This is a genomic window from Collimonas sp. (assembly GCF_035566555.1).
GTDB lineage: Bacteria > Pseudomonadota > Gammaproteobacteria > Burkholderiales > Burkholderiaceae_D > Collimonas.
This window is the reverse complement of the sequence record NZ_DATMRB010000184.1, coordinates 1-13,398: the sequence shown is the minus strand read 5'-3', so window position 1 is coordinate 13,398 and position 13,398 is coordinate 1. Positions and strand designations below refer to the sequence as shown.

At 60.2% G+C, this 13,398-nt stretch carries 13 protein-coding genes; 6 read left to right on the top strand and 7 right to left on the bottom strand.

The features are described from left to right. Nucleotides 1-24: 24 nt before the first annotated feature. Nucleotides 25-1,683 (bottom strand): PA domain-containing protein, encoded by a 1,659-nt coding sequence (locus tag VNZ65_RS23240; protein WP_325673302.1) that lies wholly within the window; start codon nt 1,681-1,683, stop codon nt 25-27. Next, the gene (locus VNZ65_RS23235) at nt 1,683-1,949 is read right to left on the bottom strand and encodes a hypothetical protein (protein WP_325673300.1); all 267 of its coding nucleotides are present in this window, start codon (nt 1,947-1,949) and stop codon (nt 1,683-1,685) included. Before VNZ65_RS23235 ends, VNZ65_RS23240 begins: the two co-directional genes overlap by 1 nt. Before the next feature lie 209 nt (nt 1,950-2,158). Between VNZ65_RS23235 and VNZ65_RS23230 the strand changes: the two genes are divergently transcribed. Continuing rightward, on the top strand, nt 2,159-3,481 hold the full coding sequence (locus VNZ65_RS23230) for an Nramp family divalent metal transporter (RefSeq protein ID WP_325673298.1): 1,323 nt from the start codon (nt 2,159-2,161) through the stop codon (nt 3,479-3,481). A 19-nt stretch (nt 3,482-3,500) separates the two neighbouring features. On the opposite strand, the gene VNZ65_RS23225 is transcribed toward VNZ65_RS23230, so the two are convergent. Continuing rightward, nucleotides 3,501-4,688 carry an acyl-CoA dehydrogenase gene (locus VNZ65_RS23225; protein WP_325673296.1) on the bottom strand — a complete coding sequence of 396 codons (1,188 nt, stop codon included), beginning with the start codon at nt 4,686-4,688 and terminating at the stop codon, nt 3,501-3,503. A 201-nt stretch (nt 4,689-4,889) separates the two neighbouring features. On the opposite strand from VNZ65_RS23225, the gene VNZ65_RS23220 reads away from it, so the two are divergent. Both VNZ65_RS23220 and VNZ65_RS23215 read left to right on the top strand, forming a co-directional pair. Then, entirely contained in the window at nt 4,890-6,116 is a 1,227-nt protein-coding gene (locus VNZ65_RS23220) for a molybdopterin-dependent oxidoreductase (RefSeq protein ID WP_325673294.1), read from the top strand. 9 nt (nt 6,117-6,125) lie between these two features. Beyond that, nucleotides 6,126-6,458, top strand: a complete 333-nt coding sequence (locus VNZ65_RS23215; RefSeq protein ID WP_325673292.1) for a cytochrome c — start codon at nt 6,126-6,128, stop codon at nt 6,456-6,458. A gap of 730 nt (nt 6,459-7,188) precedes the next feature. On the opposite strand, the gene VNZ65_RS23210 is transcribed toward VNZ65_RS23215, so the two are convergent. Next, a complete protein-coding gene (locus tag VNZ65_RS23210) occupies nt 7,189-8,304 on the bottom strand; it encodes an alkene reductase (RefSeq protein WP_325673290.1) in 1,116 nt (371 codons plus the stop codon). Here VNZ65_RS23210 and VNZ65_RS23205 point away from each other — a divergent pair. Then, nucleotides 8,303-8,473: a hypothetical protein gene (locus VNZ65_RS23205; protein ID WP_325673288.1), complete on the top strand. Its 171-nt coding sequence runs from the start codon at nt 8,303-8,305 to the stop codon at nt 8,471-8,473. The genes VNZ65_RS23210 and VNZ65_RS23205 overlap by 2 nt on opposite strands. Before the next feature lie 4 nt (nt 8,474-8,477). Here the strand turns inward: VNZ65_RS23205 and VNZ65_RS23200 are convergent, their stop codons facing one another. Further along, entirely contained in the window at nt 8,478-9,077 is a 600-nt protein-coding gene (locus tag VNZ65_RS23200; RefSeq protein WP_325673287.1) for a TetR/AcrR family transcriptional regulator, read from the bottom strand. A 311-nt stretch (nt 9,078-9,388) separates the two neighbouring features. On the opposite strand from VNZ65_RS23200, the gene VNZ65_RS23195 reads away from it, so the two are divergent. Then, on the top strand, nt 9,389-10,633 hold the full coding sequence (locus VNZ65_RS23195; RefSeq protein ID WP_325673286.1) for an MFS transporter: 1,245 nt from the start codon (nt 9,389-9,391) through the stop codon (nt 10,631-10,633). 416 nt (nt 10,634-11,049) lie between these two features. Next, nucleotides 11,050-12,321, top strand: coding sequence for an MFS transporter (locus VNZ65_RS23190; RefSeq protein WP_325673285.1), 1,272 nt, complete (start codon nt 11,050-11,052; stop codon nt 12,319-12,321). Between the two features lie 10 nt (nt 12,322-12,331). Here VNZ65_RS23190 and VNZ65_RS23185 read toward each other — a convergent pair whose 3' ends face one another. Both VNZ65_RS23185 and VNZ65_RS23180 read right to left on the bottom strand, forming a co-directional pair. Beyond that, nucleotides 12,332-12,805, bottom strand: coding sequence for a hypothetical protein (locus tag VNZ65_RS23185; protein ID WP_325673284.1), 474 nt, complete (start codon nt 12,803-12,805; stop codon nt 12,332-12,334). Between the two features lie 133 nt (nt 12,806-12,938). Beyond that, the coding region (locus VNZ65_RS23180) for a TolC family protein (RefSeq protein WP_325673283.1) at nt 12,939-13,398 on the bottom strand (460 nt) is incomplete at its 5' end.

Below are 13,398 nucleotides of genomic sequence, written 5' to 3'. Positions count from 1 at the left end.
GCTAAGGTAAAGGATTGGAACGGCTCAGTGCCAGGCCGCATATTGCGCATCAGCCTTGCTGCCCACCAGGCACATCTTCAGGCTCTGCGCCTGCGCCGGCTTGAACAGCTTGGCTTCCAGCCGCGACTGGATGTAGCGGCCGGTGCAGTCGCGGTAGTCGCCGACGGTGGCGGAAGTCTTGGCGCACAGTTTGAGATTGGTCATGGCGTTGGCGCCCGGGATCAGGCCGCCGGGAGAAGAGACCGGTACGCTGGTGGCGCAATCGAGCAGGTTCAGGTTGCCGCGGTTGACAGTCCAGCCGATATCCATGAACAGCGCCGGCGTCAGGTCAAGGTCGGCCTGGGCGATGACGGTCGCGCTGGCGCTTGGCGCCATCAGCGCCGTCGGCACGGTAAGCTGGTCGAAATGGGAAACGCTCGATCCCGGCAGGAATCCAGGTGGGGCGTAAAGCTTGACGCGTTGCACGGCATGGCCGGCGGCATCGGCGCCGTCAATCAGCACGGCAGCGAGGTGGCGATCAGGGTAGGGGCCGATACCTCCTGCGGTCAGCCCTTGCAGATTGCTCTTGAGCCGGGTTCCTACCGCTTGCGGCACCAGTATCGAAGGGATGTTTACCTGATCCGTACCGGTCATCAGGCCGACGGTAGATCCGCCGTTATCGGCGATGATTGCCGCCACGGCACCGGCCTGCTGAGCGTACAGCGCCTTCTGCGAAAAATTACAGGCGCCGCGGTCAATCAGGGCGATCTGGCCGGCAAGCGCCGCGCCATTGGTGATGGGGTGGCAGCCATCGGTGTGCACGACGTTGCCGGCATCGGTATACGTCGCCTGCACTACGCTGCCGGTGAACGCCGCAGCGCTTGCCGGCGCACCGAAATCGGCAGTGACATAGCTGCTGCCTCCGGCCGCCGCCGCTGGCGCAGAAATCTGGAAGGCGATTTCCGGCTGCAGCTTGAGCGGCACTTCCGCAGTGACTTGCGGACCGCTCCACACCAGCTTGTCGCTGATCTGGGCAGCGTTGCGTTGCGCCAGGTTCATTGCGCTCCAGTCTAGTCCGCCGGCAGTGCGTATGTAGCGGTTGTAGATGCGGCTGGGACCGCCGACCGCCCGGCTTGCTGCGTTGTCGCCGATAAAACCCAGTCCGTGGCCGATCTCGTGGGTGACCACATCGAGGAAATTGGTTTGTCCCTTTGGCGTCCTTCCATCCAGCCCGTAATACCAGCCCTGGCCGCCAACATCGATATCGGTGGTGAATTGCGAATTGATATCGTCTTCCCCGACGTTGATCTTTGCGCCGCTCAGGGCATTGGCAAGCGCGACGTTATACACCGTATCAGGTAGTGGCCGATTGAAGAAATTCATGTAGCTGCTGGTGGGGCCAGCCTGCCCTAATATGTTGTTGCCGGCCGTGTTCTTGCCGAGCGAAGCAAAGGATGCCCGCACCCGCACCGGCACTGCACTGTTGAGCAAGCTGCCGTACATTTCGAGTGCAAACTGATAGACCAGGCGCCGCTGTTCTCCCAGCGTCTTGCCGGGGTTGCCGCCCACCGGCGCTGCCGCCGTCAGGTCGTTCAGACCTGCTCCCGGCGCATCCTGGTTGACCAGGATGAAGTCGGCGGCGTGTACTGTCGGCATGGCGCCGAGAAGGGCTAAAAAGCCAGCATAGCAGAAGAGCTTTTTCATCAGCGGGCCTGCTCTTTCTTTTGCTGCTCCGAGGTGTCGCTGGAGTGCTGCACCGTGATGCGGCCGTCTGCGCCTTTTACCGCGACCAGCGGCGCTGACTCGGGTTCTTCCACTCTGACGCCATCGCCCGGACGCGGTTGCTGGCTGCTGGCTGTGTTTGTCTTGGGGGGATTAGCCGGTGCGGCCGGCTGGTCTGCTGCGCTTGCTGAGAAAGCCAGCAGCAGGGCGAATAATCCGCTGAACGGGTACCTGATATGCATTGCCATCGAATAGGCTCCTGTATGAGGTGGTGCAGTGTGTGAAAAAAATCTTGCCGATACGCTGTGCCTGCCCGCAGAGGCCGCTTTAATTGCATGCGTCTTTGCTTACTTTCATTTGATATGCCCGTCGAGATGAAAAAAGAGGCCACCATCCAGCCAATTATTTATATAAATTCCCTGGTATAGAATTGCGGCTACATCTCCAGGAAAACCACATGCTCAGCTTGCCGACCACCGCCACCGCACCATTCTGTCCATCCGAGGTGGCCGGCACCGTCGCCGTTCCAAGCAGCGGTCCATTCTGGAAAAAGATCCTGCGCTTCGTCGGTCCGGGCTTGCTGATCTCGGTTGGCTACATGGATCCGGGCAACTGGGCGACCTCGATCCAGGCTGGCTCGCAGTTCGGCTACCAGCTGCTGTTCGTGGTGCTGCTGTCCAGCCTAGCCGCCATCGTCCTGCAATGCCTGAGCATGCGGCTGGGCATTGCCACCGGCAAGGACCTGGCGGTGCATTCGCGCGAGCGCTACAGCCCGGCTGTCGGCAAATGCATGTGGTTTTTCGCGGAGATTTCGATCATTGCCTGCGACCTGGCCGAAGTGCTGGGCTGTGCGTTGGCCTTCAAGCTGCTGCTGGGCGTGTCGCTGCCGGTGGGCGTGCTCCTGACCGCGTTCGATACGCTGCTGGTGCTGGGCCTGAAGGGCAAGGGCTTCCGCCAGATCGAGGCCATCATCCTCGGGCTGGTGCTGACCATCGCTGCCTGCCTGTTCGTGGAACTGGTGTTTTTAAAGCCGGACTGGCAGGCGGTGGCGGCCGGCATGGTGCCGTCGCTGAGCGCCTTGGCCAGCCGCGAGCCCTTGTACCTGGCGATCGGGATCCTGGGGGCGACGGTCATGCCGCACAATCTGTATCTGCATTCTTCGATCGTGCAGACGCGGGTGGTGGCCGACGATGACCGCAGCCGGCGGCAGGCGATACAGCTGTCGCGGCTCGATAGCATCGTCTCGCTGTTGCTGGCGCTGCTGATCAACGCTGCGATCCTGGTGCTGGCGGCGAGCGCGTTCAACGCTACCGGCAATACCTCGGTGATCGAGATCGACCAGGCTTATCACCTGCTTGATCCGATTACAGGCAGCGCTGTGGCCGGCATCCTGTTCGGCCTGGCGCTGCTGGCGTCCGGCCAGAGTTCGACGTTTACCGGCACGATTGCCGGCCAGGTCATCATGGAGGGCTTTCTTAAGCTGAAGATCCCTTGCTGGCAGCGCCGCCTGCTGACGCGCGGCCTGGCGCTGGTGCCGGCCCTGGCCGGCGTGCTGACCTGGGGCGAGCATTCAGTCGGCCGTCTGCTGGTGCTGAGCCAGGTGGTGCTCAGCCTGCAGCTGCCGTTCGCCATGTATCCGCTGATCCGCCTCACCAGCCGCCGCGACGTCATGGGCGTGTTTGCGAACTCGCGCCTGACGGCCGGCATATCCTGGCTGTTGTTCATCGTGATTTCGGCCGCGAATATCTGGCTGGTGCTGCAGGTGTTTGGCGCCGGCTGAACTTTTCTCTTGCTGGCCGCTAGTTGGCGAAGGCTGCGATCCCGGTCTGGGCCCGGCCCAGGATCAGCGCGTGCACGTCATGCGTACCCTCATAGGTATTCACCACTTCCAGGTTCACCAGGTGGCGGATCACGCCAAACTCGTCGGAAATGCCGTTGCCGCCCAACATGTCGCGCGCCATGCGGGCGATATCGAGCGCCTTGCCGCAGGAATTGCGTTTCATGATGGAAGTGATTTCTACCGAGGCGCTGCCTTCTTCCTTCATGCGGCCCAGCCGCAAACAGCCTTGCAGCGCCATGGTGATTTCGGTCTGCATGTTGACCAGCTTGAGCTGCACCAGCTGGTTGGCCGCCAGCGGCCGGCCGAACTGTTTGCGTTCCATGGTGTACTGGCGCGCTACGTGCCAGCAGAACTCGGCGGCGCCTAGCGCACCCCAGGCAATCCCGAAACGCGCCGAATTGAGGCAGGTGAACGGGCCCTTCAAGCCGCGGACCTCGGGGAAAGCGTTTTCTTCCGGGCAGAACACCTGGTCCATGACGATTTCGCCGGTGATCGAAGTGCGCAGGCCGACCTTGCCGTGGATCGCCGGCGTCGACAAGCCTGGCCAGCCTTTTTCCAGGACGAAGCCGCGGATCGCGCCGGCGTCGTCCTTGGCCCAGACCACGAAGACGTCGGCGATCGGGCTGTTGGTAATCCACATCTTGCTGCCGCTCAGGGCGTAGCCGCCGTCGACCTTGCGCGCGCGCGTGACCATGCTGCCGGGGTCGGAGCCGTGGTCCGGCTCGGTCAGGCCGAAGCAGCCGATGAATTCGCCGCTGGCCAGCTTGGGCAGGTATTTTTGCTTGGTGGCGAGGTTGCCGAATTCGAAGATCGGCAGCATCACCAGCGAGCTTTGCACACTCATCATGGAACGGTAGCCGGAATCGATGCGTTCGATCTCACGCGCGATCAAGCCGTAGCTGACGTAGTTGAGGCCGGCGCCGCCATATTCTTCGGGAATGGTGGCGCCGAGCAGGCCGAGCGCGCCCATTTCGCGGAAGATCTCGGCGTCGGTCCGTTCATTGCGGAACGACAGCAGCACGCGCGGCGCCAGCTTGTCCTGCGCGTAGGCGGCGGCGCTGTCGCGCACCATGCGTTCCTCGCCGCTGAGCTGCTGCTCCAGCAAAAGCGGGTCGTCCCAATGGAAACTGGCGTGTGCTGAGGACATGCGTATTCTCCTGAAGTCAATTGTCTGCGATCTACCTGTTTTGCAGTTAGATCTTAGCTTTGTAATTAGCTTTACCGCTTGCCATTATCGTACTAAAGTTCTTGCCATGGTAGCCGGTGCCATGCGCCTGGCGCATCTGCACTCGTGAGCGCGGCAGAAAGCCGGCTCGCATTATTACAACAACGTCGACAGGAGGCCAGCATGGGATTCAATCAAGGCAGCAGCACACGCCGCAGGTTTCTGCAACAGGCCGGATTTGCCGCCACCTCGCTGGCGCTGGCGCCCATGCAGAGTTTTGCGGCGGCGACTGCCAGCATCCCGGTGGACAACGGCGAGCGCGAGCTGGTCACCTATCCGCAAAAGCGGCCGCTGATGCGCATCACTACGCGGCCGCCGCATCTGGAAACGCCGTTCAGCGTCTTCAATGAAGGGCCGATCACCGCCAACGATGCGTTTTTCGTGCGTTATCACCTGGCGAATATACCGACCTCCATCGACCTCGACAGCTATCGCCTGAAGATCAGCGGCCGCGTGACGCGCGAGCTGTCCTTGTCGCTGGCCGAACTGAAGGCGCTGGCGCCGGCAGTGGAAGTGGTGGCGGTCAACCAGTGTTCCGGCAACAGCCGCGCCTTCTCGACGCCGCGGGTGTTTGGCGCGCAGCTCGGCAACGGCTCCATGGGCAACGCGCGCTGGACCGGTGTGCCCTTGAAGGCGGTGCTGGAACACGCGGGTGTGCTGGGCGATGCGCGCCAAGTCAGCTTCAACGGCCTGGACGAGCCGGTGCTGCCGACCACGCCGGATTTCATCAAGGCGCTGGATATCGACCACGCGCTGAGCGGCGAGCCTATCCTGGCCTGGGCCATGAATGGAGCGGACATTCCCTTCCTGAACGGTTATCCGCTCAAATTGATCGTGCCGGGCTATTTTGGCACTTACTGGGTCAAGCATCTGAACCAGATCGAGGTGCTGGACCATGTCTTCGACGGTTTTTTCATGGCGACGGCGTACCGGGTGCCGGATAACGATTGCATGTGCGTGGAGCCAGGCACAGCGGCGGCCAAGACACGGCCGATTGGGCGTTTGAAGACGCGTTCGTTCATCACCAGCCTGCATGACGGCTCGGTGGTGCATGCGGGGCGGCGGCTGGAGCTGAAGGGAATCGCCTTTGACGGCGGCAGCGGCATCAGGACGGTGGATATCTCGGCCGATGGCGGGCAGAGCTGGAAGAGTGCGGTGCTGGGCAAGGACCTCGGCAAGTATTCTTTCCGCGAGTGGCGATTTGGCATGACGCCGTTGCGCAAAGGGGAGCTGCAGCTGATGGTGAGGGCGACCTCCAACGGTGGCGAGGTGCAGCCGCTGGAGGCGACATGGAATCCGGCGGGCTATGCGCGCAATGTGATTGAAACCACCAAGATCAGTGTCGCTTAGGAGATGGCCATGAAATATCTGAACATGATGGTGGCTGGCGCTTTGCTTGGCGTGGCGCTGATTGTCTCGGCTGCGCCGGTGACGATTACTTTGCCGCAGGAGACGGCGCAGCTGCGGCCTTCTACTCATCCGGGCTATGTGATCGCGACGCAGATGTGCGCGATTTGCCATTCGGCCGACTATATCAATCAGCAGCCGGGCAAGATGACCTTGACGCAGTGGACGGCGGAGGTGACGAAGATGCAGCACGTCTATGGTGCGCCCTTGAGCGACGACCAGGTAAAGCAAATCGGCGAGTACCTCGCGATCACCTATGGCAACGAGAAGCCGGCGTCTCAATAGAGTTTCGGGCAGATTTTTCCGCCCAAATTTCGGCCGCAAAGTCAAATGGGGTCGGAGTTTTTTCGCGTTTTTTGCGAAAATTACTCTGACCCCATTTGACGTCCTACGGAGCACGGACGGTGGTATTTTAAGTGCGCTCGAATTTGCGCAACGTCTATGCGGGAAACGTCAAAAGTAACGGCAATTCAGTTAAATAGGGTCGGAGTTTTTTTTCGCGGTCTTTTGCGAAAATTACTCCGACCCTATTTAACGGGCTACGGAGCACAGGTCTTGGCATGCCAAGAACGGTCTGTGGGTTGCTAAAACGTTTGCTACTCCGTGGATACTAGCCGGGAGCGGCCCGGCAGCCGCTCACTTTCTTTTGCTTCGCCAAAAGAAAGTAAGCAAAGAAAAGGCGACCGCACAGCCGTTGCCCGCCTTCGGCGGGTTCCCAAATGAGGCGGGTGCCAGTCGGATGGGACACAAACTCGCTTCGCTCAAACATGTGTCCCATAATTCCCGACTGGCACCCGCCTCATTTGGCAACGTCAGCATGCGGGGGACTTCAAAAGCAACCCTAACGTCAAAAGCAACCCTAACGTCAAAAGCAACCCCAACGTCAAGAGCAACGCCAACTTCAAAACCCACACCCCGTATTTCCGAACCAGCCTCACAAATCCCAGACGAAAAAAATCCCGCTCGCCGTAAAGTGGTGGTGCGCAAGCGGGATTGGAGAAGACTTTGCTTGGACTTATGCTTCAGTCAGTGCCGGGTAGTCGGTATAGCCGTGCTCACCGACACCGCCATACAGCGGCGCATCGGCGAACGGTACGTTCAGGGGCAGGTTGTGTTGCAGGCGTTGCACCAGGTCAGGGTTGGTGATGAAGGCGCGTCCGAATGCTACCAGGTCGCCATGGCCGCTGGCGATGGCTTCGCGCGCCATCATGCGGTCGTAGCCGTTGTTGACCAGCCAGGCGCCGTCGAAACGCTGGTGCAGGGCTTCGTAGTCGAACGGGGCATTGTCGCGCGGGCCGCCGGTGTGGCCTTCTACTACATGCAGGTAAGCCAGGCCGAATTTGTTCAGCTGCTCTACCACGTAGTTGAACAGCGGCTGCGGCGCGCTTTCGCTGGAATCGTTGACGGGCGATACTGGCGACAGCCGGACGCCGACGCGGCCGCCACCGATTTCTGCCGTTGTGGCTGCGACCACTTCCAGCAGCAGGCGGGCGCGATTTTCGATGCTGCCGCCGTAGTTGTCGGTGCGGTGGTTGGAACCGTCGCGCAGGAAGCTGTCCAGCAGGTAGCCATGGGCGCCGTGGATTTCAATGCCGTCGAAGCCGGCTTCCAGGGCGCGTCTTGCAGTCTGGCGGAAGTCGTCTACCACTACCGCGATTTCTGCCTGCGTGATTTCACGTGGCACCGAGGTGTCGATGAAGCCTTCGCCCGGCACATATGTCTTGGCGTCGGCGCGGATAGCCGAAGGCGCCAGCGGCGCCTTGCCGTCCGGCTGGAAGGAGGTATGCGACATGCGCCCGGTGTGCCAGATCTGCACCACGATGCGGCCGCCTTTTTCATGCACGGCGTCGGTGATTTTCTTCCAGGCCGCGACTTGTTCCGGCGTATGCAGGCCGGGTGTGTTGGCATAGCCTTGCGCTTGCGCCGACACCTGGGTCGCTTCGGTCACGATCAGGCCGGCCGAGGCGCGCTGGGCGTAGTACTTGAGGTTCAGTTCGTTCGGCACATTGCCTTCGCCGGCGCGGTTGCGGGTCAGCGGCGCCATGACAATCCGGTTGGCCAGTTCGATGTCGCCGATGCGCGCAGGCTGGAACAGGCTGTCTTCGGTGCGGGTTTCTTTGGTGTGGCTCATGTTGATTCCTTCTTCATTAAATTGCGCTCAGGCGCTGGATGGTTTGGATTACAGCAAGCAAAACAAATTTCGATATGCGTTAAATGACCGGTCGTCTCACATCTGGTTTAAAAAAATCCATTCAAATCCTTCTGCCTGCCGCATGGCGCTGGAAGCAGAAGGAGGGTAGTTGTTTATTGCGGCAAGAAAAAGTGGTCGAACATCAGGTTGACGCAAGCCCGCACCGGCGCCGTCGAGCGCTCGATCTTCATGCGCAGCAGCGCGCCTTCCCAGGCATTCCAGAAAAAGTCGGCCAGCTGCTCGGCGCTGAGGTCGGTACGCACCGTGCCATCAGCCTGGGCTTTGCGCAGGTAGCTGACAAAACGCTTGCGCCAGCCGCTGACGACTTCTTGCAAGGTGATCCGGCAGACTTCGCTGGATTCCGCCATTTCGGCGGCAAAATTACCCAGCAGGCAGCCGGCTTTCACTTCGCACTGTTCGTGATAACTGATCAGGCGTTCGTAGGTGTAGCGCAAGGCGGCCAGCGGTTGCTGCGGTCCTTCGGCGAAGTACTTCGACCAGGTGACGGCAAAACCGTCGGCGTAGTGCGCAATGACTTCGCCGCCGAAGTCTTCCTTGCTCTTGAAGTAGTTGTAGAACGAACCCTTGGGTACGCCGGCGGCATCGACGATTTCCTTGATGCCGGTGCCGTTGTAGCCTTGCTCGGCAAACAGCTTGAGCCCGGTCTGCAGCAGCGTCGCGCGGGTGTCGTTGAGGGCGTGAACTTTATCCATATCGCTATTATATGACCAGTCGTCTTAAAATGCTTGAAGTCTTCGATTGATTAAATTAATGACAATGATAGTGTCGTAATGGCACGCCCGAAAATTGTGCTTCGGACCAAGGAAAGGCAGGTGCCTTGTCTAAGGCAAAATGTGCCTGTTTTATTTGAGAAAATGCGTAAAAGCGACGGCCAAAACGGGTATCATTTGCATAAGCTTTTTATCCAAAGCTTTCCGCACCGCACTCGCTTTTTTCGCTCACTTACCCAGTTTGCCGCCTTCAAAGAGTTGCCATCATTTTTAATGCCTTCCGTCTATTTTTCATGCGCAAGCTGTCGGCCGATCCGATGCTGCGCCACCACGACTTCCGCCGTTTCTGGCTGACCACCGGCATCGCCAGCTTCGGCGAACAGATCAGCAGCCTGGCGATTCCGCTGACCGCGGTACTGTTGCTGCGCGCGACGCCGGAGCAGATGGGACTGCTGATCGCCTTGCAAACCTTGCCGTTTGCGCTGTTTTCGCTGCCGGCCGGGGTCTGGCTGGATCGCCGCAGCAAGTATCCGGTGCTGCTGTGGTCTGAGTGCCTGTTCGGCTGTGTGCTGGCGGTGATTCCCATCAGTTACTGGCTGGGTATGCTGTCCATGCATGTGATCTATACGGTGGGATTCCTGATGGGGATCGGATTTGTGGTCGGCGGCAGTGCTGCGCAGGTATTCCTGGCGCAACTGGTGGGGCGCGACCATCTGCTGTCTGCGCAGAGCAAGTTCGCCGCCACCGATTCGATGGCGCGTCTGATCGGTCCTGGCATCGCCGGCATGCTGGTGCAGCTGTTGACGGCGCCGGTAGCGGTGCTGGTCAATGCGCTTAGCTTCCTGCTGTCATGGTGGAACCTGCGCCACCTGAAGAAGCGCGATCCCTATCCGGCGCCCTCCAGCCGTCATCCGTTGCGCGAGATGGTGGACGGCATCAAGATGGTCAGGAATCACGAAGTGCTGTGGGCGCTGGCCTGGGGCACGGCGCTGTGGCAGATTCTGTTCAACGGCTATCTGGCGCTGCAGATCCTGTTCGCCACACACCAGCTCGGCATGTCGCCAGGCGTATTGGGCGCAGCGCAAACGCTGGGCGGCCTCGGGGTGCTGGTCAGCTCCATGTTGCTCAAGCCCTTGTCGCGCCGCTTCGGCAGCGGCCGCACGATCCTGATCGGCCTCGCCGGCACCGCCGCGGCCTGGCTGCTGCTGGCGGCGATTCCAGCCACCATCTTCGGCTCGTCCTTGCTGAGCGCGCTGGCTTACGGCGTGGTGGTGTTTGTCTTCGATTGCAGCGCCATGCTGTATTTCATGCCCTACCTGGCCTTGCGCCTGAAACTGACGCCGGATGCCTATCACGGCCGCATGGTGTCGACCATGCGTTTCATGACCGTGGCGGCGGCGCCGCTGGGCGCCTTGTCGGCCGGCTGGATTGCCGAACACCTGGGCGTGCGCAGCGGCCTGATCGCCATCGCGGTGGGCGGCAGCCTGTTGACTTTCGGCTTGATTAAGGCTTCGCCTTTGCGCGATATCCGAGATTGATTTACAGCTGCTGCAGCCTTCGATGATTAGCACTGCTTGAGCTTAACGATAGTGCCGAGACCGTCGCGCGCACAGCGACGTCATTTCCGAACACATCCTCCATTCGATCAATTGCAAGGTTTTGACGCCATCGGCGTCTAACGCCTGGCTCTCCAACAGCTCACTCTTTTGGGAACGCAATAGCGGTGCGCAGCTGTAGTCTTGGTCTCGGAGGTCTGTCATTCAGGCCCGACGACAGTCTGAACGATTGGCGTCATATGGATGTTGTTTTTTCAGTAATTGCCTAATGTCATTGTTATCACTTTATGCAAACTAAATTCCTCTGAGGAAGCGTTGGCGACATGACTAGTGCCACGCGGAGTTGTTCGCAATGTGCCGATTTACTCTGGGCTGCCTCTTTTATCGAGAGGAACATTGTGTTTGCCTCACTTCGCCCATTTTTGCAACGCAAGTTGTCGGCTGACCCGATGCTGCGCCATGCCGATTTCCGCCGCTACTGGCTGGCCAGCACGATTACTACTTTTGGCGAACAGGTGAGCGGCCTGGCGATTCCGCTCACTGCCGTGGGAATGCTGAAAGCGACGTCGGCCCAGATGGGGATCCTGATTGCGCTGGGAGCCCTGCCGGCCGCCTTGTTTTCCTTGCCGGTCGGCGTCTGGCTGGATCGGCGCAGCAAGTATCCAGTGCTGCTGTGGACGAAGCTCATATTTTGCGTCCTGCTGGCGCTGATTCCGATCAGTTATTATCTGCATTCGCTGACGATCTCTGTGCTCTACGCAGAGGGATTTTTAGTGGGGATTTGCTATGTCGTCAGCGCCAGCGCAAGCCAGGTATTTTTGGTGCAAATGGTTGGACGAGAGCACTTGCTGGATGTGCAAAGCAAATTTGCTGGAACGGATTCGATCGCCCGGCTACTTGGCCCTGGCATAGCCGGCATGCTGGTGCAGATGCTGACTGCGCCGGTGGCGGTATTGGTTGATGCGATCGGCGTCATCGCGGCATGGTGGAGTTTGCGGCGAGTGCGCAAGCGGGATGTGCGTCCAGCACCGTCTGATCGCCATCCGTTTCGTGAAATGCTGGACGGCATCAAAATGATATGGCATCACGACATACTGTGGACACTGGCCTGGAGCATGGCCTTGTGGCAGATCTTGTTCAACGGTTACTTGGTTGTGCAGATACCGTTCGCGACGCACCAGCTGGGCATGTCGCCGGGATGGCTGGGGGCGGCTCAAATCTTTGGCGGCCTGGGAGTGTTCGCCAGCTCCATGCTGTTCCGGCCTTTATCCAGATGGTTTGGGCGCGGCCGCACGATCCTGATTGGCCTGAGCGGCAGCGGCGTAGCGTGGCTGCTGTTGGCGATGATTCCGGTGCACCTGTGTGGTTCAGCACTGTTGAGCGCCTCGGCTTATGCTGTGACGGTGTTTGTGTTCGATTGCTGCTCCATGCTGTATTTCATGTCATATGCGACTTTGCGTCTGCAACTGGCGCCGGAGAGGTTTCAAGGCCGCACGGTATCGATCATGCGCTTCATGACCGCGGCAGCGGCGCCGCTGGGTGCTTTGTCGGCTGGCTGGATTGCCGGACACTTGGGGGTGCGTAACGCCCTGGTCGTCATCGCGATGGGCGGCATCCTGCTGATTTTCGGGTTGCTCACGGCCTCGCTGCTGCGCGATATCCTGGATTGATTTTCAGCTGTCACTGCGTGCTTGACTGGCTGTGCTGGAGTTGCGCCGGAATGCCGAGACCGTCCCTCTCATCTTCCCAGGCCAGGGAAACCATTTTCCAGCCATCCTCCATGCGGACCAGTTGCAGGGTCTTGATGCCATTGGCGTGAAATGGCTGGCCATCCAGCACGCCGCTCTTTTCATAGACGCTGTAACGTTGTGCAATGCCGCCGAAGATATCGGTGCGTGCCGATACTTCCCGTTCCTGGAAATCCGTCAGCTGGCCGCTGGTCAGCAGCTGCAGGCGCGGCGCTATGAATTGCTGCAGCGTGTAGATTTCGCGGTGGTCGCCGTGGCATTTGATGATCAGGCCTTGCGGAATGAACATGCGGTGGATGGCGTCGACATCCGGCCGGGCGCCGTTCTTGTTGGTGAATACGGAAAAGAAGGCGTGCACCAGCGCATCGATGTCGGACTGGTCGGTGGAAGGCGCAAGAGTCGTCATGATCGGAGAGGAAGGTGGGCGAAGTGAAAAGATTAAGCTGCCCGCAATCGTTGCGCAAGTCCTATCTGGACGAAAAAAAATGGCGATGCCGGCAGCAGTGCCAGCATCGCCATTTTCACGTCGACAAGTTGGCTTACCTGGCCAGCGCCAGTGCAGTAGACGTGGCGGTAGAAGCAGTAGCAGGGACAGCAGCGGCAGGCGTGCCCCAGCCGCCGCCCAGCGCTCGGATCAGGCCCACCGATGCGACCGCCCGCTGGCCGACGCTCTGGCTCTTGGCGCGTTGCGCCGAGAGGCTGGAGCGCTGGGCGTCGATCACTTCGAAATAGCTGGTCGAGCCATTTCTGTAACGCGAATCGGCCAGGCGTGCGGCCAGCTGCGCCGATTTCACGGCGTCTTCCTGGAAACGGATCTGGTTATCCAGCGTACGCATCGCGCTCAGGTTGTCTTCCACGTCCTGGAAGCCGACCAGCACCTGCTGGCGGTAGTTGGCCACCACCGATTCATAGTTGGCGTCGGCCTTGGCCAGGTTAGCCTTGTTGCGGCCGCCGTCGAGCAGGGGCAGGTTCAGCACGCTGCCCACCAGCGGTCCCAGC